Annotated in this window: 24 protein-coding genes and 5 pseudogenes; 17 read left to right on the forward strand and 12 right to left on the reverse strand. The window is 59.1% G+C overall.

What is annotated here, in order from left to right; genetic code table 11:
• Positions 1-27: 27 nt before the first annotated feature.
• The 4 genes and pseudogenes from ACWGS8_RS22800 to ACWGS8_RS22815 all read left to right on the forward strand — a co-directional run.
• Positions 28-850 (forward strand): annotated as a pseudogene (locus tag ACWGS8_RS22800) (ATP-dependent DNA ligase); the annotation flags it as partial.
• A gap of 11 nt (positions 851-861) precedes the next feature.
• A complete protein-coding gene (locus tag ACWGS8_RS22805; RefSeq protein WP_454583001.1) occupies positions 862-1,074 on the forward strand; it encodes a hypothetical protein in 213 nt (70 codons plus the stop codon).
• 2 nt (positions 1,075-1,076) lie between these two features.
• The gene (locus tag ACWGS8_RS22810; RefSeq protein WP_454583002.1) at positions 1,077-1,241 is read left to right on the forward strand and encodes a DUF768 domain-containing protein; all 165 of its coding nucleotides are present in this window, start codon (positions 1,077-1,079) and stop codon (positions 1,239-1,241) included.
• Between the two features lie 828 nt (positions 1,242-2,069).
• A complete protein-coding gene (locus tag ACWGS8_RS22815) occupies positions 2,070-2,252 on the forward strand; it encodes a hypothetical protein (RefSeq protein WP_454583003.1) in 183 nt (60 codons plus the stop codon).
• 38 nt (positions 2,253-2,290) lie between these two features.
• On the opposite strand, the gene ACWGS8_RS22820 is transcribed toward ACWGS8_RS22815, so the two are convergent.
• Positions 2,291-2,650 (reverse strand): hypothetical protein, encoded by a 360-nt coding sequence (locus ACWGS8_RS22820; RefSeq protein WP_454583004.1) that lies wholly within the window; start codon positions 2,648-2,650, stop codon positions 2,291-2,293.
• A gap of 578 nt (positions 2,651-3,228) precedes the next feature.
• Between ACWGS8_RS22820 and ACWGS8_RS22825 the strand changes: the two genes are divergently transcribed.
• The 3 genes from ACWGS8_RS22825 to ACWGS8_RS22835 all read left to right on the forward strand — a co-directional run bounded on the left by ACWGS8_RS22825 (position 3,229) and on the right by ACWGS8_RS22835 (position 4,234).
• Complete coding sequence (locus tag ACWGS8_RS22825) at positions 3,229-3,528, forward strand: DUF1236 domain-containing protein (RefSeq protein WP_454583005.1); 300 nt, start codon at positions 3,229-3,231, stop codon at positions 3,526-3,528.
• A gap of 70 nt (positions 3,529-3,598) precedes the next feature.
• Positions 3,599-3,799, forward strand: coding sequence for a hypothetical protein (locus ACWGS8_RS22830; RefSeq protein ID WP_123170376.1), 201 nt, complete (start codon positions 3,599-3,601; stop codon positions 3,797-3,799).
• A gap of 228 nt (positions 3,800-4,027) precedes the next feature.
• Positions 4,028-4,234, forward strand: a complete 207-nt coding sequence (locus tag ACWGS8_RS22835; RefSeq protein ID WP_454583006.1) for a DUF768 domain-containing protein — start codon at positions 4,028-4,030, stop codon at positions 4,232-4,234.
• Positions 4,235-5,124: 890 nt separating this feature from the next.
• On the opposite strand, the gene ACWGS8_RS22840 is transcribed toward ACWGS8_RS22835, so the two are convergent.
• Positions 5,125-5,574: an outer-membrane lipoprotein carrier protein LolA gene (locus ACWGS8_RS22840; RefSeq protein WP_454583007.1), complete on the reverse strand. Its 450-nt coding sequence runs from the start codon at positions 5,572-5,574 to the stop codon at positions 5,125-5,127.
• Complete coding sequence (locus tag ACWGS8_RS22845) at positions 5,534-5,797, reverse strand: YMGG-like glycine zipper-containing protein (protein ID WP_454583008.1); 264 nt, start codon at positions 5,795-5,797, stop codon at positions 5,534-5,536. The genes ACWGS8_RS22840 and ACWGS8_RS22845 overlap by 41 nt, the downstream gene beginning before the upstream one ends.
• A gap of 442 nt (positions 5,798-6,239) precedes the next feature.
• On the opposite strand from ACWGS8_RS22845, the gene ACWGS8_RS22850 reads away from it, so the two are divergent.
• From ACWGS8_RS22850 to ACWGS8_RS22860, 3 genes are all read left to right on the forward strand, one after another.
• A complete protein-coding gene (locus ACWGS8_RS22850) occupies positions 6,240-6,428 on the forward strand; it encodes a hypothetical protein (RefSeq protein ID WP_454583009.1) in 189 nt (62 codons plus the stop codon).
• 624 nt (positions 6,429-7,052) lie between these two features.
• Positions 7,053-7,295, forward strand: coding sequence for a hypothetical protein (locus ACWGS8_RS22855; protein ID WP_454583010.1), 243 nt, complete (start codon positions 7,053-7,055; stop codon positions 7,293-7,295).
• Between the two features lie 791 nt (positions 7,296-8,086).
• Positions 8,087-8,473, forward strand: a complete 387-nt coding sequence (locus tag ACWGS8_RS22860) for a hypothetical protein (RefSeq protein ID WP_454583011.1) — start codon at positions 8,087-8,089, stop codon at positions 8,471-8,473.
• 388 nt (positions 8,474-8,861) lie between these two features.
• Here ACWGS8_RS22860 and ACWGS8_RS22865 read toward each other — a convergent pair whose 3' ends face one another.
• Together ACWGS8_RS22865 and ACWGS8_RS22870 are read right to left on the reverse strand one after the other, a co-directional pair.
• Positions 8,862-9,143 (reverse strand): HU family DNA-binding protein, encoded by a 282-nt coding sequence (locus tag ACWGS8_RS22865; RefSeq protein WP_454583012.1) that lies wholly within the window; start codon positions 9,141-9,143, stop codon positions 8,862-8,864.
• A gap of 767 nt (positions 9,144-9,910) precedes the next feature.
• Positions 9,911-10,354, reverse strand: a pseudogene (locus ACWGS8_RS22870) (MucR family transcriptional regulator); the annotation flags it as partial.
• 531 nt (positions 10,355-10,885) lie between these two features.
• On the opposite strand from ACWGS8_RS22870, the pseudogene ACWGS8_RS22875 reads away from it, so the two are divergent.
• The 3 genes and pseudogenes from ACWGS8_RS22875 to ACWGS8_RS22885 form a co-directional block, all read left to right on the forward strand.
• Positions 10,886-11,132: pseudogene (locus ACWGS8_RS22875) on the forward strand (DUF1236 domain-containing protein); the annotation flags it as partial.
• 33 nt (positions 11,133-11,165) lie between these two features.
• Positions 11,166-11,396, forward strand: a complete 231-nt coding sequence (locus ACWGS8_RS22880; protein ID WP_454583053.1) for a polymerase — start codon at positions 11,166-11,168, stop codon at positions 11,394-11,396.
• Between the two features lie 32 nt (positions 11,397-11,428).
• Positions 11,429-11,593, forward strand: a complete 165-nt coding sequence (locus ACWGS8_RS22885) for a hypothetical protein (RefSeq protein WP_454583013.1) — start codon at positions 11,429-11,431, stop codon at positions 11,591-11,593.
• Between the two features lie 349 nt (positions 11,594-11,942).
• On the opposite strand, the pseudogene ACWGS8_RS22890 reads toward ACWGS8_RS22885, so the two are convergent.
• The 3 genes and pseudogenes from ACWGS8_RS22890 to ACWGS8_RS22900 form a co-directional block, all read right to left on the reverse strand.
• A pseudogene (locus ACWGS8_RS22890) lies at positions 11,943-13,351 on the reverse strand (ISNCY family transposase).
• A 231-nt stretch (positions 13,352-13,582) separates the two neighbouring features.
• Positions 13,583-15,859: a relaxase/mobilization nuclease domain-containing protein gene (locus tag ACWGS8_RS22895; protein ID WP_454583014.1), complete on the reverse strand. Its 2,277-nt coding sequence runs from the start codon at positions 15,857-15,859 to the stop codon at positions 13,583-13,585.
• The gene (locus tag ACWGS8_RS22900) at positions 15,859-16,263 is read right to left on the reverse strand and encodes a plasmid mobilization protein (RefSeq protein ID WP_454583015.1); all 405 of its coding nucleotides are present in this window, start codon (positions 16,261-16,263) and stop codon (positions 15,859-15,861) included. The genes ACWGS8_RS22895 and ACWGS8_RS22900 overlap by 1 nt, the downstream gene beginning before the upstream one ends.
• A 265-nt stretch (positions 16,264-16,528) precedes the next feature.
• Here ACWGS8_RS22900 and ACWGS8_RS22905 point away from each other — a divergent pair, with 265 nt between their 5' ends.
• From ACWGS8_RS22905 to ACWGS8_RS22920, 4 genes are all read left to right on the forward strand, one after another.
• Positions 16,529-17,230 carry a ParA family protein gene (locus ACWGS8_RS22905; RefSeq protein ID WP_454583016.1) on the forward strand — a complete coding sequence of 234 codons (702 nt, stop codon included), beginning with the start codon at positions 16,529-16,531 and terminating at the stop codon, positions 17,228-17,230.
• Positions 17,227-17,568, forward strand: coding sequence for a hypothetical protein (locus ACWGS8_RS22910; RefSeq protein ID WP_454583017.1), 342 nt, complete (start codon positions 17,227-17,229; stop codon positions 17,566-17,568). Before ACWGS8_RS22905 ends, ACWGS8_RS22910 begins: the two co-directional genes overlap by 4 nt.
• 183 nt (positions 17,569-17,751) lie before the next feature.
• Positions 17,752-18,234: a helix-turn-helix domain-containing protein gene (locus tag ACWGS8_RS22915; protein WP_454583018.1), complete on the forward strand. Its 483-nt coding sequence runs from the start codon at positions 17,752-17,754 to the stop codon at positions 18,232-18,234.
• A gap of 225 nt (positions 18,235-18,459) precedes the next feature.
• Positions 18,460-18,711, forward strand: coding sequence for a WGR domain-containing protein (locus tag ACWGS8_RS22920; RefSeq protein ID WP_454583048.1), 252 nt, complete (start codon positions 18,460-18,462; stop codon positions 18,709-18,711).
• A gap of 74 nt (positions 18,712-18,785) precedes the next feature.
• Here ACWGS8_RS22920 and ACWGS8_RS22925 read toward each other — a convergent pair whose 3' ends face one another.
• The 4 genes and pseudogenes from ACWGS8_RS22925 to ACWGS8_RS22940 all read right to left on the reverse strand — a co-directional run.
• Positions 18,786-19,112: a hypothetical protein gene (locus tag ACWGS8_RS22925; protein ID WP_454583019.1), complete on the reverse strand. Its 327-nt coding sequence runs from the start codon at positions 19,110-19,112 to the stop codon at positions 18,786-18,788.
• A 70-nt stretch (positions 19,113-19,182) separates the two neighbouring features.
• Positions 19,183-19,506, reverse strand: coding sequence for a DUF736 domain-containing protein (locus ACWGS8_RS22930; protein WP_006205585.1), 324 nt, complete (start codon positions 19,504-19,506; stop codon positions 19,183-19,185).
• A gap of 712 nt (positions 19,507-20,218) precedes the next feature.
• Complete coding sequence (locus ACWGS8_RS22935) at positions 20,219-20,752, reverse strand: hypothetical protein (RefSeq protein WP_454583020.1); 534 nt, start codon at positions 20,750-20,752, stop codon at positions 20,219-20,221.
• A 126-nt stretch (positions 20,753-20,878) separates the two neighbouring features.
• Positions 20,879-21,078, reverse strand: a pseudogene (locus ACWGS8_RS22940) (hypothetical protein); the annotation flags it as partial.

Below are 21,078 nucleotides of genomic sequence, written 5' to 3' on the forward strand. Positions count from 1 at the left end.
TTGAATCGCAGTTCGTGAGTCCTGTGCATGCGTTTGGAGTTCATCAGGCCTCTGATGGCGAGCTTGGTGGAGAAGCCGCCGGAGCGCGAGAATTGGATTCACGAGGTCAAGTTCGACGGGTACCGATCGCAAATGATTATCAATGCGACGGCATCAGGAACTACACGCGCAACGGCCATGACTGGACGGCGAAATATCGGGAGACCTGGTCAGGGAAGCGGCGAAGCACGTTATCATCGACGGCGAAATCATCGTGCTCAACGATGCCGGCCTGTCCGACTTCGGCGAACTGCGCAAAGCCATCACGGGCCGGCAGCACAATCCGTTTTTCGTCGCCTTCGATCTGCTGGCAAACGGCCATGATCTGCGCGACATGGCCCTGGAGGAGCGTCGGGAGATACTGGGCAGCAGGATCGAGCCGGGAGGGCGCATCCAATTCAGCGAGCGGCTGCCGGGCGAAGCAAAGGCGATCTTCCACCTGCTTGACCAGGCAGGGCTTGAGGGGATGGTATCGAAGCGGCGCGACAGCATATACCGCAGCGCCCCGGTGACGAACTGGTTGAAGGCGAAATGCTACTCGGTCGACGAATACGAGCTGCTCGGGGTCGAGCGCGAGCTGGCAAGCCTGCCTTCGTCCTGATGGCAGAGCACCGGGCGCTATGTCGGGAGCGCGTTCCTCACCTTGAACCGGCAGATGCGCGAACGCCTTCGGGAACGCGTTCAGCAGTATGCAGGGACGGTTCCGAAGGGCATGAAGCGGCCGGCGACGCAATGGGTCAAGTCTGGCATCATCGGCCGCGTGAAGCATCTGCGGGGCGAGGAAGACCTCCGCCACGCCTCGCTGCAGGATGGAGGGATTAGATGCCCATTAGACGGAAAGCTGTGGACGCCGGGATTTTTGATCGTGCCGAACTGGCCCTGCTGGGGCGGGTTTTCGACCAACTCAAACTCGTCGACGCCCAATCATCCGATGCGCAGGGCCGCTTGGCCTCCCGGATCATTGCCAACTACATGGCCGGGATAAAGGATGAGGCCGAGCTCGTCTCACTGTCGAGGCAGCCGCTGGGGCGTTAGCCGTGGAACCTAATATCGGCACCGGGCTGAAGCTGAGCACGCGCGGAATCAACTTCCTCCACCGATGGATTTCGAGCAATGTCCCGGAAACGTCGAAGTCTGAGGTCGTTTCGATCCACGAACTCACGCACAAGCTGTTTTCCGACGGCCAAAGCGCTGGGGATTAAGCGTGAGGAAATCGATGAAGAGGTCGACAGCATCTACCGCACCTTGTTCGAGTGGATTGTGCATTACGACCCGGCCTGCCCGAATAGCCCTTGCCAACGGGATCTAGGCGAAGAATATAGTCCTCTCGTCGCGTCGACCTTTCTCAATCTCAAGACCCTCGCCGCTCGCGAAAGCGTCCACGTCAACTGCAGCCAACCGCCGTGCTGCAGATCGACCAAACTCGACATTAAAGCACTCATAGACCGCCTTGGGCCTGGCCATGGTTCAATGCATGATGATCTTGCTGGATTGTTCGTCTCATCGCACTGCAAGTCCGCGGGCCGCGATCGGCGCCGGTGTTCTTCACGTACATCTCTGCCTATGGGCGCCAAAATCGGGAGCGGAACCGCGATTGGAAGCCGACTTTCGAGCGGCGATGAAAGTGGCCGGCGCCTCGTTGGGCAGGGGGCGTTGGGGGTAAAGGCACCGGCCAGGCGGAAACATGTGCGCCGCGCCGCACAAATGGCCGATTTATCGGGGCAGCGTCATGGTGTGATCGCGTGAAGAGATCACACCGCGTCCTCACTTCCTCAACCCACGGCCGATCTCTTCCGGGCAGGTTGTGTCGGGTCGCCTCGCCAAGCGTGTTTATCGGATCGTGGATTTTCATTGAACGTCAAGGTAGCAGGTGCGTGAGTCCGAGGGATGCATGAAGCGCGCGCCGTTCGGATTTGCAAAGCCGAGACAGCCATCGCACTGGTTCTGTCTCGAGCATCGCCAACACGGTGATCTATAAACCAAGACGAACGGGCGAATATCCAGACCGCGCAATCGACTGCCAGGAGGCGATGGAACCCGGTTTCCAAGCCATCGTCGATTGCATGATGGAGGCCGGCGGGTCGCGCGGCGAGATCCTGCGGCCACTAAAGCGGCTGATCGCGGCGCACAACATGATCCGGAAAGACAACGCGAGTACGGAAACACAGCTTCCGATTGAGCGAGCTACGATGAAGGCCGGAAAGTCTCTTTAGGAAGCTTCGATTGCTGCCCCATTGCGGCTTCTAGCTTTCTAGGCAGTATACATGATCCACCCTAGAAGAAGGAACAGAGCCGCACTGAACGCAAACAGCGTATAGATCGCGAGGAGTAAAAGTACGGGAAAAAAATCGCTTTGATAGGCTGGCATGATCACACGGATTAGAGGGTTGGCAATTTCAGTATGCAGTACGTCGTCTTTGTCTGCTACAGCTCCGATGCCCGGAATCTTATACTCTTTTATCGCCTCCGGCCGCTCTGACTTCGCAATCGTCTGAGCGCTCTCAGCCGCCTTCAAAGTCCTGTTTGATATATGGGTCGCCACCAACGGATCGCCGGATAGTTCGTCCTGTGCGAGCGGTTTAGCGAACATTTCAGCCGCGCGTGTGCCCATGGGCTAGTAAGCGTCTTCCTGCCTTTAAGTTCCATTGCGGTGACATAGCAGTTCGTAAAGTAGGCCCGCCCTTTGGTTGAGCGCTTCCATGATCGCAGCATGTTGAGAATTGGACCCGGAAATAAGTGCTTGGGCTACGGCGTCTGGCAACCCAGGATCGGGCGCATGATACCATTCGCAGGATTGTTCGCCTCGCCACTCTCATCCGACAATACCCATCGAGAATAGAGGGCCCGCCAGACCACCGAAGCGGGCCCGCGGGTCCTACCAGCACAGGAAGGGACGTAGCTGTGCCGATCCATGACCTGCGGCCGCGCGGAAGATCGGTGCTAGCAACCAGCGTGCCTGACCAACGCTTTTATCCATCTACTTTCTCCCTATTTGGACAAGCAACAACCTCGGCTCTAAGCCGTTCCGCCTAGGCCCCAAAAGGTAAGACCATTCCGTTTTGTTACCGGACTTTGGTCTTCTCCGAGATCAGACTGAAGTCCCGGCAGAGGAACGTTTGTACCGTAGACTTGTTGGATCGCTGGCGCACAGCGGTCCTGCTGTCGCCAGATCACAAGAGGAGAAAATAAATGAGAATAAACCTAACCAGCGCCGCTGCGGCGCTCGTTCTGCTCGCCGGCATTGGCGCAGTGGCGGCCCAGGACGTTATCATCACACCTGAGCAGGACACCGTCGTGCGCGAGTACGTGAAGAAGCAGCCGCTGGCTTCAGTCAAGATTCCGGGAGTGGAACTCAACGTCGGCACGGCTCTGCCGGACACGGTCGAACTCCACGAGGTTCCGAACGTCAAATACCGCTATGTGGTGGTCGACAAACACACAGTCCTCGTCGACCCGGGCACCCGAAAAATTGTGAAGGTCTACGACTGAGCGGATTGCCCTCGCTCCGCCGCCGGCCTGGCGGCGGAGCTGGACGCTAGATCTTACCGGGAGAACGAAGATGATGGATGAAGTCGACACTTCGGTTGCACTCGCCGCCCGACTGGCTCATCTCCAGGCCAGGATACGCGATGCTCGGATCACAGAGGCGGAAATCACTGCATTCCACAAGGTGGCTTCCCTCATGGAGGACTCCAGCGGCCGGATTCACGGCGACGACCTGATCGCTGCGTCCTTTCTCGCCGCCCCGCAAACGTCTTGATTGGACTAGGGCGGCGGACAGCCCCACTGTTCGCCGGGCAACTTCCCGCCGTGCTGATCGAAGAAACTCGGGTTGAGAAGACGACGGAAATGGCTTTGTGCGACGAGCTACGCGACGTCCCGATGGAGTTTCACTGTCCGGCCTGCTCGCTCTGGTCGCGGCCGCAGTTCTCGTACTGGCCTTTGGCGCGCTGCTAGCGTTTTGGATGTTTAGGAATCAATTTTCTAGATGCTGGCCGACAACATTCGTGAAACTGTGACGGCTGATGTCATCTCAGCCGACGAGTTGACCAACCGCCTCTTGAGCGAAGCCAGTGCACTCGGCATCAAGCGGATAGAGATCGACGAGGAGGTCACCAGCCTCTATCGCACCATCCTCGATGTAATCGTGCAGCGCCTAGAACCATTTCCTGGCTTGCCAATTCTCGAAAGGTAGATCCGCCGACCTTGCCCCTTCATGCGCCTGTCGATCAGGACGAAGTCGTTTGCGCCATCGTCCCAAGTCTTCGCCCATTCAAATCACGCTTTCAGAGGCTAGCCAGACGGTTATCCACAGATCGCCAAGATCAATAGAATGCGCCGAGCTTCGTTAAGGTCTCATTAACACTGTGGGATCATCGTTTGCGTGGGTTCAGAGCATCTGGCCCACCTCGCCTACAAAGCCCGCTGCCTCAACCCCTAGCCCCCGCCCAGGCAGCGGGCTCCATCTCGCTGTAGGGCCGACCTTTCAGCTACACTTTTGGCGTCGAGCTGCTATTCGCTGTCGAGCTGCCGATCGTTTTCTGGATTGCTGAGACACTCTCTTTTTTGTCGTCAGAAATCTGGCAAGACCATATGCGTTCATCATTGAGCGGAAGCGCCTGTTAAAAGACCTATCTCCCCGAAGGTTAGGGTCACCGTTTACCAGGGCGAGCGTGTAGGCGAACGTCGCAGCACCGAATACCGTCGAGCAACTCCTCATTAGGGTACATCGACCAGATCAGGTTGAAGACGCGGGAGTTCAAACCGTCGCGGGCCGAAAGGAATGGCGGGGCAGGGGCCACGGCACAGCTTGTGTTCGCAAGATAGCAAGCTCAATCATGGGCAAACATCCTTGAATCCACCGCCCCCGTGTAGACTAGGGAAGCGATGAGCACGAGCAACGCCGTGTCGAGCCGAACAGCGACATTTAAGGAATCGCAGTTGCGCAGGGTCTTCGCGCTTGTCCTGGAACGCGCCGGCTCGCGCTGCCGACTATTTCGTTGGGGTGTTGAATTCCCGGTTTGCCGCATAGTCGATCGCGAAGGTGCGTGCCCGCGGGAGTGCGAACGCCCTGCTTCACGTTGGTTATAGCGACCGTCGTAGTAAGGCCCTTCTCGTCGGTAAGATCCATCTGCGAAGATCGAGCGACTTCCTGTCGAACACCATAGCGATATTGGAATTTCCGAAGGTCGGCTTGTCAGCCAGTTTGATCACGACCTCGGCGCCATTATCTCTGATGCTTTTGATGCGATTGCCAGAGAAATCGACCTGGTCGTCGAGCAGAAGCTTGAGCGGGGTCTTCGAAAGGGCGTAGAGCCGCGATGTCTTGAGCTTCCTGTTATAGACCACCAAGGATTTTCCATCTGCGATCGCGCTGATCCCTGACTGCGCCGCATAGTTGAACCTAATCTTGCCCGACCGCTGGAGAAAAAATTGCCGCTGGTCTTTTGCGCTCCTGGAGGCGCGTGATCGAATGTGATCACGCGCCCTGAGATCAGTATCCGTCCGGGCACCGTGCAACGTAAACCCGGCCATGCCGATCGCGATATCTGCACTGACCGGCTTCGCTGGCGTGCCCGATGACCGCCCCCGCCACTGCTCCGACCGCCCCGCCAACAACCGCTCCTTGCACCGGGTCGCCGGCCACTGCTGCGCCTATGGCTGCGCCACCCAAGCCACCAACGGCAGCGCCTTGTTCGGTGCGGGAGCATGCCGCCAGCGGAATAATTAGACTCAAAATGAGCAGTGTCTTCTTCATTGGTTTTCTCCTGGGGCCATTATTAGCCGAACCTTAAATGCGCCACGGAGTTTTTCGATCCTTCGACCCCGGCCAAGAAGCAACACCTTTATCGGAGCGCGGCACACCAGTGGCCTCAAGCTCCCCGACGGCATCGTTGGCATCGTCGTAATCGTCGAGCGGTCCCGTTTTTTTCATCTTGGGTTCTCGGCTTGTGATCAGTTGCTGCCGGCAACAACGTTGCGTTGTCGAGAGCAATGGCGCGGATCTGCCGCCCTTGTTCGCGGTGCCACGTCGGATACCTTTCGTCTTTCGTCAGGCCGAGCCGTCGGCGTAACCCACCTTTTCAATGGCGCTCTAGGCCTGCTCCTCGATGAAGCTGTTGGCGCCGTACAACGTCGGCGACTGTCCGGGAACCTCACATCGGTGGAAGCGTTGCCAATGCATTGCAAAGGAGAGCGCCATGCCTGACAAATCCGATAACGAAGACGCTAGCAAGCGTTTCGGCAAGAAGCCTGAAGCAGATGCGAGAGGCCAGTCGGAAAAGCGTCACAGGGGCGGAAGCAATGACGGTATCTCAAGCGCCAACCCACGCGTCCTGTCGGGTGAGGAAGACGGTGATGCCACCTTTCCTTTGAAGCGGAAAACGTAGACCGAACCAAATGTCGCTCACGGCGTTGAGTCGCGCGTGCGTGATCATCAGGGGCATTCCATAACAAAGGCCGACCTCCAAGCGCGATTTCGAAGACGAAAGAACCGAGCGGCGACCGCTCGATCGCGAAATCGAACCGGCTTCGATTTGTGATCCAGAAACATGGTGCCACGCGGCTTCATTATGATCTGCGCCTTGATCGGCGACAATATTGCTGGGACTTTGCCCACGTCCCATCTCTCCGCGGGCAAAATGCTTCCGTTGGCGAAGAGAGTCCAGCGAGTTAGCCAGGGCTAATGTGAGGTCGACGGACGATCGCCACGGCCGGAACATTGTTCGCCCCGTGAAGTTCTGAATCGGTCTTGGTTTTAATCCCCGTGGGCCAAGGCCGGAAGCTGCCTCCATTCAGCTTCCACAGCCCGCCTCGGACGGGGGCAAAACTGTCTGGGGCGGGCGTTGCCGCGCAAACTGAGCTAGGGCAAAGGCCCTATCGAGGTCTCTTAGGACAGCCCCCATCGACAAGGCCGATGAGCAGCGGATGGAGGGAATATTCGCTTGCGCTAATATCAAAGTGACGTAAGGTCATGGCCCCGCATCTTGGAGATGCGCAAATGGGGAAGTACGATGAGAGTGGCTATATTTTGCGCGGCAATCGTGATCGCTGCGACAGGGGTCGCTGTTGCCAAGGAGAAGAAGGTGGTGGTCAGTGACGCGGCTGCGCTTTGCTCTACCAAGCATTTGGCCAAGAAGCCGTTGCCAGAGCTGGACTGCGGTTTGACCGGAACGGCCAAATTGCCGGATGGAGCAACGCCGGAAAAGCCGCGCCTCGGATACGACACCAATCCGTGGATCGTAAATGGCTTTTAGGTGAGTGCCAGCAAGAATCCCCTTGCCGCATCGAGATCGACGGCGTCGGCACCTATCCGTTGTCCAATCAAAGGCAAGCGCGGCTCCGGCCTGCTGTCTGTTACATTAATGGCCCAGCGGTTAGATGCTACTAATTGTTTAAAGGTCGGCGATAACGGGATCCTTCGGCAAACGAGCGGACGCATGTGAATGAACACTGCCCAGCGCATCAATTCGTGGATCACCACTCAAAAACCAAAGGCTATATGCGATAGTTGTATCGTGGACGAGTTGAATGTAACCCCAGCTCAAGTCAGTCAGATCACTGGGGCACTTGGAACCACCTCCGACTTCGACCGTGTCAAGGGAATCTGTGATCGCTGCAATCGCGACAGAACCGTTATTCGCGCGACTGACATAGTACTGGCAGGCGAAGGGTTCTCAAATGCTCCGGACACCTAGTGTCGCGGGGGGCGGCGCCCAGTGGATATGCGAAAAAAGGAAATCACCTATTTCCTGAATCCGGGCCATGTCTGGACAGTTATCCACAAGGTCGCCAAGATCGATAAAACGCGCCGAGCTTCGTTAAGTTCTCCCGTTAACATTCTGGGAGCATCGTTTGCGTGGGTTCAGCGCGTCTGGCCCACCCTCGCCAGTTTTGCGCCAGGTGCATGGCTTTGGGTCGCGTTTTGGATCAGAACATGCGTTGGGCCCAAGGCTCAGAGGGCAGTTGCAGGAGACGTAGCCTTTTCGTGTGGACAAGCCATCCATGCCCTTTTGGTCCCGCACGGCCTGCCGCGCACTCTCACAACATGAAGGCGGAATATGCGGAACTGGTCTTGCTGGAGCAGTCGCTCGCGTGCGCGGAGGGTATGAGTCGGCCGTTTTCCGATCGAGTGGGGGACGTTGCTGAGAAGACTGGCGGATCTATCTTGTTCGATATTCGTGTCGACGGCGACATTCAAATTCAGAGGATGGCGGCAATTGAGTATGCAGACGGCACCGTCGCAATCGTCATGGATAAGAACGGACGACTCAGCTCCGCACCGGTAGACGAAGACAACAACCATCTAGTTGTCGAACTAACCGCGTGGAATTCGCTGCCAATGGCAGAGCAGGTCGTTGTTAGCTACAGCGGCGCGGCCGCGAGCCTGCTTGCGAGGCTTCGTAAATCGGGCCGCTTCGACCGGTCCACCTGATTTCTCGAAATCGAACATTCGAAGGGTATGGTTGGGCGAATTCACCCGCTTCGGTTCAAGGGTGGTCCGGGCCCCACCCAATCGCATTCTGCGCCCAATGTCGGTCATTGAAGGCGTCGTGGCCGCCGCCGGAGGACATCGCAAGGTGAGGTCGAAGGTCGACGTAGCGGACGATTGACTTTGTGCCCGCCAAGGCCATCACGCTCGGCTTCCGGTGAAGGTCGTCGCCCACCAGCTTGTTGGAGAATTTTCCGCCCGCGCCATTGGCGCGGCCGGGGACCTCGACCTAAGAAGGGCAGCAATGAGAAGCTGATGATCTTGGCATGACACACCATCGCCCAACAGGAGAGCATGCTACCATCAGGCGAGACGTATCGTCATTAAATGGTCAGCCGTTCACCGAGTTCTTGAGAGCCTTTGCCGGCTGGAAGACGATCTTCCTGGATGCGGCGATCTTGATCGTGGCGCCAGTCGACGGGTTGCGGCCATCACGTGCTGGTTTGTTCTGTACCTTGAACTTGCCGAAGCCGTTGAGGCTGACTTCCTCGCCCTTGGCAGCGGCCTCGGCAATGCTTTTCAACACTTCCTCCACCACCGTTTTCGCTTGGGTCTTCGACAGGCCGTGCGCGTCTGCAAGGCGCTCGGCGATATCTATCGTGTTTACAGCCATTGTTTCCATGCCTCTGCGTTGGTTCAACGGCTGGTCTTATGACACAGGCAGCTCTGCACTGTCATCGCGGCAAGGGAGCCGCTGCAAACCAAGGCTCGAACGGGGAATTTCCACCACTTTTATCGAAAACGTCACGCAGCGCATCACCTCCGGCATCGGACGCCTACCGTGAAACGACCCTTTCCCTGCAATGTTTCACCGTGCGTGAGGGGTGTCCGCAGCGGGTCAATCGGCCAAGCGCGGAGGATCAGGTTTGACGCGGCTATCCTCGCCTGCGGTCTCAAAGCAGACTTGCATCGAATCCCCGTGAGACCGGAAATCGTCACGGGCGGTTTGGAAGCCGCTGCCGCCAGCAATCAATGGGACATGGCTACGATCGGCACTTCTTGCGCACCGCGAACGGCTTCTCCGGGTCAGTCAAGACCCTCAACCTCAATGCCAAGACGGTGAGGTTCCCCGGCCGCCGGCGTCCCAGCTTCCGCAACTTCGCCGGCGCGCCGAGTTCGGGTAGGCAGGCTCGGCGATTCCAGCTTCCCCGATCCGATCTACGCGATCCCGTCGAGGCACGCCAAGGGCGACTTCTCGCTCATCTGGCACCGCCGCACCGAAGCCCCGCCGCAAGGCGGGGCTCGGCTATGTTTAAGTCAAGCTCAGCCCAGGCCTCCGTGAGACGCAGCAGGCCTACGCTTGGCCGGCGCCTTGCGCGCCTTCTTGACCGGCGACTTGATTGCAGCCGCAGTAGTCCTTGCTGCCGCCGCACGCACGACCGCCTTGCGTTTTTCTGCCGCAGCAGGATTGGTGGCTGGTGCTTTGCGCCCAAGTCCAATTGATTTCGCCAGGGCCGACCGGGTCGCCGCATAGTTCGGAGCCACCATCGGGTAGTCGGCCGGCAGGTTCCACTTCTGCCGATATTGGTCGGGGGTCAGGTTAAAGTGCTGAAGATGCCGCCTGAGCGATTTGAACTTTTTTCCGTCCTCCAGGCAGATGAGGAAGTCCGGCGTCACGGACTTCTTGATCGATACTGCCGGTTCTTGCTTGACCACAGGTTCCGTCGCCGGCGTGCCGATACCTTTCAAAGCGGCATGGATATCGCCGATCAATTTCGGCAACTCGCCGACCGGCAGTGGATTGTTCGACACATAGGCGGCAACAATGTCAGCGGCTATGGACACCGTATCCAGCTGGCCGGCTTGTTCGAGAGCACTGGTCATCTAATTTCCTCTTATTGTATCAGACGATTTGGGCGACGTTTGATTCTCCGCCCCGCCAAGGCGAAAAATAGTACATTTCTTTGTAAAATCCACGTCCCTCGCACAACATTATAAAGTAAGCTTCCCTTTCATCGTTCTGACCGGCTGCGGATACCCTCGTCGGTCCGTTGGGAAACATGCTTCGCCGCCATTGCTCCCATGCAAAGCCGGGGCGCAGGCTCGCAGAGCGGCCGACTGCAACACAATGGCCATCAATTCCATCCGGCCCGCACGATCGTGCAAACCCGGCTGCGCCGGCATTGGCCTCATCACTTCCGTGCGCTCTCGCGCCCCCGGAAGGCGAGAGCGACACTAGGCAAGAGGCGATATCCAGCGCCTTCATGGCAAGGACATCGCGTTTTCCGACCGGACTTTGGACCTGCCCGAGTTCAGACTGAAGCCCGGCAGAGGAACTTTTGGTCTAGCGACGGGTTTGGATCGCTGTCGCACAGGCGGTTGCGCTGTTCGCCAGATTTGAAGAGGGGAAAAAGTATGAAAATGCACCTACCCAGCGTTGCTGCGGCGCTTGCCCGCCCAGGAGCAGTGGTGCCACACAGGATGTTGTCCCACGTCAGGAGGACACCGAAATGCGCGAATAGTTGTAGAAGTGACCGCTGGCTTTAGTCTCGATTCCAGGGCAGGGGCTGAACGTGGGCACGGCCGGGCCGGACACGGTCGAGCTCCATGAGTTTGCAACATCACATACTGCGGCGCAGTGGTCGATAACGGGACGGTTCTGACAGGGACCCAGATCTACAACGCGGAGAGCAGTGTGCAAATTGGAGAGATCATCGCCAATATATTCGCCACCGTTCTGCTGCTAGGTATTCTGGCCGTCATCTTCCTAATTTCTGGAAAACCAATCTTCCCCGAGCGAATGGCACGAATGGTGATTATCACGCCCGTGGACACGATTAAAACAGCCGCGTTCAAGGACACACACTTGGAGTTGCCGCCCAATTTTGACGTAGGTATTGTCCAGGCGCGACCAACTGGTCGCTGACGTTCATGATTGGCGGACGTGAAAGCAGAAAAATGAAGCTCGAACGCCTAGCGGCGTCGATACCAAAGCACGAGTTCGAATTTCTGATGAAGCTTGGGCAAATGACGCGGGTGGAAACGTTGGCCCTAATCGAAAAGCACGACGGAGACCGCGCCACAATTTATACCGATCTCGCACGCATCGCCGCACGCCGATAAACAATCGGACAACTCGTGCGTAAGCGCGGTCGAAGCTATTTGCGCGTTGTGCGTCTCAAATCCCTCCGCGCCACCTTATCAGGGTCCTTTCCCGGTCGCGGAACTCGCGCACCATGAGAGCCGCTCAGTGCGGTTTTGCACATTGAGTTTGGAAAGCACCCCGTCGTTATTGCTTTGGCGATTTTTCCAATACAAACCCGACTGACACAAACCCAAGGGAATTTTGGCTTCGGGCCAGATTGGGACTGCGCGTGGCCGGGCAAAGGTGGCCCGGTGTCCGTCGAGTGTTCCAAGACGCAGCCTGCGCCGCTAATCCCAGTTCATCATTGATGCTTCTGCTTGCGAAATCTCATTCCGCAGCTTCCAATCTTGCCAGCGCCCGTTCTCGTCGGGCGATTACGGCGGGATCGTTCATGAAATCCGCCTTCCGGCCGGGCTTGCGGCCACGCTTCACATAGCCATTGCTCTGGCTGCCGTCGGGGATCCCGAACATGTGGTTCGTCTGTCCGGTGCGCCGCGGCCCGCGCTGGCTGCGATGAAGCTCCCGGCCAGCCTGCATCTGAGCGACCAGGTCCAGGGCAGCATCAAGTCGCTCGTTCTCGACAATCTCTGATCTATGACCGAACGCAGCTTGTCGAAGGTTCTGTAGGGTAGGGCGATGCCGTCGTGCATGACCTCGAGGCGAACGTCGGGATAGTCGCAGACCACGACCTTTTTGCGGGCAAGCCGCTTCGCGGTATCGGTCGGATCGAGAATGAACAGCACCTTGTCGTAGCGCAGCGTCAAGGCCTGCGACAGTGTGCGGAATTCCTTGCGACACATGGCGCCGTCTAGGTTCTCGTGATCGGCGAGGGGACGATGCATATCCTTCGGATTGCGTGGCTCCTTGCCGAACCGGGCATTGAAATCGGCGGCGAACTCGGCCGCATAGGCATTCGCAGCTTCGATCGTGCTGATACCGCGCAGGCGCAGTTCCTTCACAAGCCGGTCCTGGAACGTTTGGTTGGCGCGCTCGACGCGACCCTTGGCCTGTGGGTGTTGGCACAGATGATATCGATGTTGAGTTCATAAAGAGCCCGGCCGAACTGTGTCAGGCCAGTCGTTCGATCCTTCTCCGTACCATGCGTCGTGCGAAACACGCCATGCTTGTCGCTGTAGAAGGAGATCGGCTTCCCCACATTGCTGCAAATACGTCTTGGTGGCGATCAGATAGTCGAACGTGTTCTCGGAGCCGGCAAAGCGCAGATGAAGCAGCTTGCCGGTCGCATCGTCGATGAAGACGAGCAGGGCGCATTTGGGCCCACGGTTCTCGAACCACCAGTGATGCGAGCCGTCGATCTGCACCATCTCGCCCAAGCAGTCTCGTCGCCCGCGCGGCTGATGCAGCCGCTGCTTGCGTTCACGGCGCGACGTCCAGATTCCAGCCTCCGTCATCCACTTGCGGAGCGTCTCCTTGCTGACCGCGAGCTGATGCCGTTCGATCAGCTTCTCGCGGGCAAGCGTGGGACCGAAGTCGATGTAGTGTTCGCGGATCAGCTGAAGCACGAAGTCGCGAACACCATCGACAATGCGATTGTTGGAACGCCGGCCACGCGCCTTGTGCCGGAGAGCCGCAGCGCCATCCGCTTGGAACGTCTTCAACAGCCGCTGGACCTGACGAACTGAAACGTCGAGCAGGTTTGCCGCTGCAACGCCTGTCATTCGCTGCTCAAGAACCTTCGACACAACCTCGATACGCCGCAGCTCGCGTTCGCTCATCAGAACCAGTCCCAATCTGCAATCTCCCGCGCTCTCGAACGCGGGGAGATTGGCAAGGCAGGAGCGACATTCCTACTTTGCCAGATCCGGACATTTTAACTTAGCTGCTACAGCAGAAAGTCGCATAAGCTTAATTATGGAACTGACTTTTGTATAATGATCGCAATTGGTTAGCTTACCATCTGTCTGCGGTCGCGCGCGCGACTGCGCTGCCGTCGCAACGTAGTCCTTTTAGCGTTCCCTTCCATGGCGGCTGTTCTGACGCGCTTCTACTTCACGTTCGAGTTCTTGAAGACGTGGAGCCTGCTGCTGAGGACGTCCTCCGGTGGCTTTCGCACCTTCCCGGCCGCGTCTGGGGCGTTCCTGCCGGGCATCTGGTGCGGTCTCGGGCCCGCTTTCGACATAGCCATTGAGAACCGATCCAGATATCCGGTCCACGCGATGATTCAAAACCCCGCGCTCGGCCCCTACGGCAGCACTACTGGACGCCCTGTCGGGCAGACCTGCGGGGAATAGGCCGGTTGATGGGGCATCCATTCCACCGTTCGTCATGTCCCTATCGGTCTTAGGGGACTTGCTGTTTCGGGAAGCCGGGGACCCTGCGAAGTCTTCCGGATCGCTTTCGTATCGCCCGACTCTCACAACCGCTTCGTCCCGTTTTCTCGTTTCGCGACTTTGCAAGGCGACAGGCCAAGTCAGCGCTTTTTCCTGGACGGCGGACTCTCGCTGGCTAATACCGGCATCTCGTTCGCGTTCCATCAGCTTGAGATATTCGCGGCGGATATTGATTACCTCGCGCGCGGCCCTGGCAATCTCGTCGAAATAGGCGCGCTCGGCCGGCTTTACAGAAGACTCCACCGTCGCCAGCACTTCCTCAAAGCGGTTCTCGTAAGTTACAAATTCAGGGCGTGTCATCGCTCGCACGGGGGGACCTCCAGCTCCGACCAATCTCGCCAACTCTACCATATTGGCTTCCAGATTTGTAGGGCTGGCAGAAATCTTGAGTTTCCCGATGTCTATTTGACTCTCCCTAAATGCCGCATGAAGGCGATCGATCTGCGCCGTCGCGAACTCAACCACAGTTTTGTTTGGGTCGGAATGTTTGATTTCCTCCCAGACCTGGACTGCCGCGAGGGCATATCCCACGCTGCGCTCTGAGCGGGACACAAAGTGCCGGTTGGCGCGCTTGCCGTCGTAACGAGCCTGTGCAGCGCTGCTCGTGCCTTTATGTTCGGTACGACCAGCGTAACTCACCGGCATCACCTGGCTTTGCGCATATGCCGGCGGGTTGCAAAATTCGCGCCGGTCCGTCATCTCCATGTCTATGCCACGCTCCTTCGACTTCTGGGCTATCAAAGCGCGCCATTGCCGAAAGACGCGCGGGCTGGTCACGACCCGCTCGCCTGTGTCGGACCGCATGGTCACAATGGCATGGGCATGCACATGCGGCCGCCGACCACCTTGCCTAACCTCCTTCGGATCATCGTCGGGAGCATGCAATGCGAATACATAACGGTGCCCCCCGAACTGCTCTCCCAGGAAATCTCGCACCGCGGCCTGGAACGCCGTTAGATCCGTGCCGGCGCGTGCCGAGACGACCAGATGCATGACGTCCCTGCCCTTGCGGCTGTGCAATTCCCGTCGCCATTTCTTCTGAACGAGATCACCGGCTTCTTCGAAGTCTCCGATGACGCGGCCCGTCTCATCACGAACGCCACCCTGTTGTACGCGCTCGACAAGTTTGCGTATCCGCGCCGTCGCGAACTCCACGCCGTTGCCGTAGCCACTGAATCGGAGGCGGACTTCCGCTTCGCGAGCGACATGGGAATTGGCGATCCTCTCCTGGACGATCGCCGCCGCCCTTTCATCAGCGGTCAGGCGCTCACCGCTTGGGTCGCGCAATACGGCAACGCCCCGAACCTCTAGCTTGTCGGTGTTCTTTTGCTGGACAGCGAGGACAAAGCGTCGCTTGCCAAATCCTGCCCTCAGTACCTCTCGAGCGAATTCGTAGCGGTCGTCTGCGCTCAGGGGCGACGACATGGAAATCTTGACCTCAAACAAACCGATGTCGCGACTGGCTGCTCGGTGGTCGAAGAGGTGTTCCCATTCCGCACGCAATTCAGTCAGAGCCGTTTTACCGAGGATGCGCTCGCCCCTCTCATTTTCCACCGGCAGTTCACCCGAACGCGAGGCGTAACTCACCATGGCCGCTGCCCTGATGCCGCTGCCGTACGAGGCAAGCTTGATCACTGCGAGCTGGCTCCCCCGGGCGAGCGCCGCAAATCGCGCACGCATTGGCTGCTCGCCACCAGCGCCACCCAAAGCAACCGCGCGGCCCTCCCGTCGTGCGCCGCCGTCACAACCACCATCCCTTGGTAGGTGGACTGCACCTCCCCTTCGCGGCCAGTCCCAGTCGAGCTCTTTGTGCTCGCCCATCTGCAACTCGTGGAGAAAAGCCGCCCGCCGACGCTCCCAATCGCGCTCGAAGGCGCCGAGGAAGAATTCCATCAGATCGCTTCACCGCGCCGGGCAGCGCCGGCGTGCTTCGTCATCGCGGCGAATTCGGCCGCCACTGTGACTGCGATCGCGCGGGCATCCTCGATCGCCGCTGCAAGATCCGACGCTGCGAGATGTCGATTACCGTTGAGGGCGCGGGCAAGCTGATTGAGGTTGCCACTTAGGGCGCGCATGTCCTGGACGAGCATCTCCAAGACCGACCGATCTTCCCTGCTCATGAACGGTCGGATGCCGGCGCCTTCGAGGGAGAGCGACCGGATAAAAGCCGAAAGGGAAAGACCAGCTTTTTCCGCGGCGATTTCCACGGCCGAGATTTCATACTCCGAGAATCGGATATGGGCGACCTTTTCCCGTCTGGCGGCCCGCCTGGAACACGATGCGTTTTGCGTTTTCATCTCCGATCTTCCTGCCTCTTTTTCCGGCTGAAAGCCGTCGATCGAGGGCTGGTCCCTCGATCGCCCGGAAAATGTATCACATTTTTCCGTATCCTGCCAATCAAATAGACACCGAAATTATGCAATTCTGGCGCATCTTCCATTTTTCCATGGTCAATCTGACTCTACATTTGTATATTCATCTGAGCCTTGAGTCACATGAATCCCCATCCCTGCAATCGCGGATTCGTGTGTGAGTAGAAACCCATATTTGTAGGAGAAGAGGATGCCGACGGTGATCTCCGCCATCAACGGCAAGGGAGGCGCAGGCAAGACCACCGCTCTCATGAACATCGCTGGCGAGTATGCCCTTCGAGGTCGAACCGTGGCGATGATCGACATGGATGCGCGCAGCAATCTGACCAAGTGGTGGAGCGACTGCCGGGAGAAGGAAGCCCAGGCAGAGCGCGTCGATGTCGTTGGCCACAAGACGGCCAAGGCGGTCGGCACTTATCTGGATCGCGCAGGCGGCGGCTTCGACTACATTCTGATCGACACGCCGGGCGAGGACACGGCGATCGTCGATCCGGTGATTGGATGGTCCGATCTTGTCATCTCGCCGATCCAGGCATCGAAGCGGGAGGTACTCGGCGCGATCGACTGTTTTGAATCCGTCCTGCGCGTCAACCAGGCGCTCGGCCGCGGCTGCCGTCACGGTGTGCTGCGGACGCGTGTCTCGTTGACCGTGCGGCACACCGAACTTTATCGGAAGATCCGGCCGATCATCGAGGACAAGGTCGGAACCTATCTCTTCCGCACCGAAGTGATGGAGCGCAACGTGTACAAGGATATCCCGAACGGCATCGGGACCTTGCAGATGCAGGAACTGACGGAAGCGATCGCGAAGGCACGTCGGGAGACGCAAAGCGTTGTGGAGGAGATCGATGAGTTTTTGGGCGCTGATGGACAGACGGGGGGCGGTCGGTGAGCGGAAAAGAGCATCTATCGCTCGATGAGTTCGTGACCGCTCCCAAAAAGAAGGTGGCTGGCGACGTGCCGGACGCGGGCGCGCCTGAGGCAGATGCTAGGCTGGCGGAGCGTCCGGCCAACAAGGCGGAAGCCGATATCGGTATCCGTCAGGAGGCGAGAAAGGCGCTGCGGCGGGTGAAACTGGAGCGCGTGAAGGGGGAGAACTTTTTCGTCAATGTGAGCCTTGATCGGCGGACCAAGCGCCGGCTGAAGCTGGCATCGTTCAATGCGGAGACATCGATGCAGGCGATCATCGAGGCGGCGATCGTTAAATATCTCGACGAGATTGGCGCGTGATAGTCCGATCAGGTTCCAGCCTCCCGGCTCGCTGTCCAAGGCGACATTTGATAGGAGCGCCTATTTGCTGCTAGACTGATGTCAAATTGGTCCTGATTTCACAGTGGAAGGACCGATGGGGGAGAAGACACGCGTCACAGCGACGTGTTTTTGGGGCAACAGGAGCGGGCAAAAGCCTTCGCCATGGCGATCAAGGACGTCCAGAAATATATCGACGAATGTGGGCTCGTCGAAACCAGCGGCGAAGAATCGGAGAAACCTATCTATCGCAAGCCAGGTTTCGAGGGCATTCGAAGCTTCGGCGAGATGGAGCAGATATTCAGCCAGTTCATCCGCGAACATCGCGACGCGAAGCGCCTCAATCGCGCCCAGGTCGGCATGATGGTCGGGCTGCATGAGACGATTTTCGCGCGCTATGAGCGGGCGTTTTCGAAGCTGCAGGCGACGCGGCTGATCCACCTTTGCGAAATCCTCGACTGTTCGCCGATCGAGATGATCCATGCGGCAGCGCCGCATTTTTTCGGCGAAAGCCGCAAGGAGGCCGACGACAAGCTGAAGCTCATGCTGCGCATTCTGGACATGCCCGCCTCGACCGCATCCAGCCTGCTCAGCATGATCGAAGGTCTGGTGGGGGAAGACAGAAGCTCCGAGCAGCCATCGAGGTAGTGGGCAAAGACGCCGACCGGGACGTCGCGAGAGGGATCGTCGCCGGAGGCCGAGAGAGCGAAGCCGGCTCGGGGAGCGGCGGCACGCCGTAAGTTGTGCCGACCGCCGAAGGTGGCTCACCCAAAGCTGGCGGCACTTCCACACATCAAAATTGTGAATCGATGAGGCCGGACTGATTCATCGAACTCGTTGGACGAGATGGACGTAAGCGGCGAATGTGGCGTCATGCCGACAGATGCCACGACACATCTCCACCGCATCGATCCCGCGTGCAACATGGCGCGGTACTATAGCTTGTCGACAACGCCGAGCCTGTTCGGCGACATCTGTGTTGTACGGGAGTGGGGGACGATCGGACGGCCGGGCCGTATCCGTATCGACCTCTACCAGGAAGCAGAAGAGGCGCACGCGGCTTGCTTGGCGATCGAGCACGCCAAAAGACGACGCGGCTATCATGATGCGTCAGCTAATCGTTGACGATGGGGATGTAATCGGCGGGACTGCAAAAAAAAGAGGCCTGCGCCGGTGCAGGCCTCTTGGCTATCCAGTGATTATTCGAATTGCGGCTTTCGCAGAGGTTCGCCGAGACAGCCGCCGTGGCGTGGCCGGCCGGCGTGTTCCGCCTTGTCGGCGGCGAGTTGCGCGGCGACTTCCTCGGGAAGCGGCGTGAAGTCGTACCCTTTGGCAAAGGCTGCTGCGTGCAGGGCGACAATCGTGTCGAAGTCCCGATCGTATGTGCCGAGCCACAGCGCCGGTTCGTCGGTCTCTTCTTGGGGGAATGCCTGCAGGAAATAGGTTCGCAGCGGCGGGTCGTAGCCGATGATGGCCTCGGGGTCCGAGCGGCCGCGTCCGGTGACGGTGATGGTATAGCGGCTCATCATAGCCTCCTTGTTCCGGTAAGTGAGCTGAATGGGCCGGCCCCTTTCGACGCCGGCCCGCTCGTGGCTGTCACTGGGGGTTGTTCCAGAGGATGACCTTCTTGTTCTCTTCGCCGCCCGGGGCGGGAGCGAGATTGCCGAAGATGACGCCGATCTCGGGAGCTTCCAGTTTGACCGAGAGGTACTCCTCGCCCGAACGCTGGGAGATGCGGTGCCAGCCGGCTCCGATCTCGAAGCCCGTGCGCTTGTTGACGATCCGGTAGTCGGGCGCGTCCTCGCGCGACTTGTTGGTGTTCGGGATGAGGGTGATCGGGGCGTTGACCCGGAGCGTGGCGAAGACGCCTTCCATCGAGCCGTCGGCCTTGGTGGTGAGGTTTGCGATCGTGGTGGCCATGGTAGTTCTCCTTCGGTTGCATCGGGACCATTCCCGATGGCGCCAAAGGAGAGGGCCGTCCTGCTGCGGTCATCGCGGCGAAAATTCTGGAAAATTCTATTTGCCGAAAAAGTGCGGGCAGGCCCTTCCCCTGTCCGCAGACAAAAAACAGAAATCGAATTTTCCTGAATTTACGCCGCGTGTACCCCCAACGGGGGGTTGACCGCACAAAGCAGGCGGTCGTCTACAAAGGCGACATGAAACGGGAATGGCCCCGGATGCGGCAGATGGACAAGAACCCAGGCCGCCATCGCTTGGCCGCAACGCTGTCGGATCGCCGGAACATGCTTGCCTCGCCAGTTGCTCGGGTCATGTCGCCTGCATCGTCAATACCTCGAATCGCAGCACGGCGCGCGAACCGCCTTGCGTGTTCGTGCCGGCACAGCGGTTTTGAGATCGGAGTCGGCTGGCAGCGAAACTTCACACCGCCAGTGGCGATTCGTCGCGGCCAGGTTGGATGACCGTGCAAGAACGGATGTTCGGTACGCTTGCACCCGCTTCAGATGCGAGACGGACCAGGATGATCATCTGCACATGCCCCGCCTTCGCGCTTTGGGCCGGTTTCGAAAGGGGCCGGCTCCGGCCGTTCATCGAAGAGAAGTTGGGGGCTCGGGGCCGGATCAAGCATGTCGGATCGGACCCGCCGGGCTGTATAGGCCGGAGCGCGCGTACATCATCCCGGCAACGCCAGACGCTCGTCCGGCGTCATGCGGGCTTCGGCCTGGCGGCGAATGTCCGAGCCAGCGTGGTGAAGCATGGCGCACCAGTCTTCCACGCTGTAGGTGGTCACCATGCTGCCGCTGGCCAGATCGTAAATGACGCACGGCTTGTTCGCGATGGCGAGCCGAAGCACGTTGACGGCCGTGCCTGGCGATGCGCCATCCCAGACCATCATTCCGAAGTCGGCGCGCCGCGCCATCTCCCGGTCTTTGGCGGCGTGGACCCAGTATTCTTCGGCGCCCTCGGGAGAAGGAACAGGGTAAGCGGCCCAGTCGCCCAGATTGTTGCGGGGTTCCTTGCCGGCATGGAATACCCCGACATGTTCGTAGCCGTAGCCCGCGAGCAGGCCCTGCGCCTCGGCATCGGCTCCGGGTGCATCGCCAATCAGCACGCCGTGCTCGGAGGCGACGATCGCGCCGATGCGAGCGATGGCAGGTTCCGGCAGCTCGAATATCTCGTGTGATCCACCTATGAATATCATCGACATCGTGACTTTCCTTCTCTCCAGCGTCCCCGCCCCGCGCCGGCCGCCCTCTCCCTCTGGCCCTGCGCGAGGGATCGTCACCCGAAGGCCGAGACGGCGAAGCGGCGCGGGGAGCGGCGGACGCCGCGACTAGAGCCCGGCCGGCCACAGGCCGGCGCGCCCGGACCCTGCCGCTGTCGAAGGCGCTACGCGCATGGACCTAGTGGCCTTTGTCGGCCGCCAGAGGCTTACGTCCTGGATCGAGCGCATGAGCACCGACGGATTGTCCCGTGCGGGAATGAAGCCCCAGCTCTGCCAGTAGCGCTCGGCCTCGGCGTCGATCGCCCGCA

This window comes from Mesorhizobium sp. 43Arga (genome assembly GCF_053714255.1).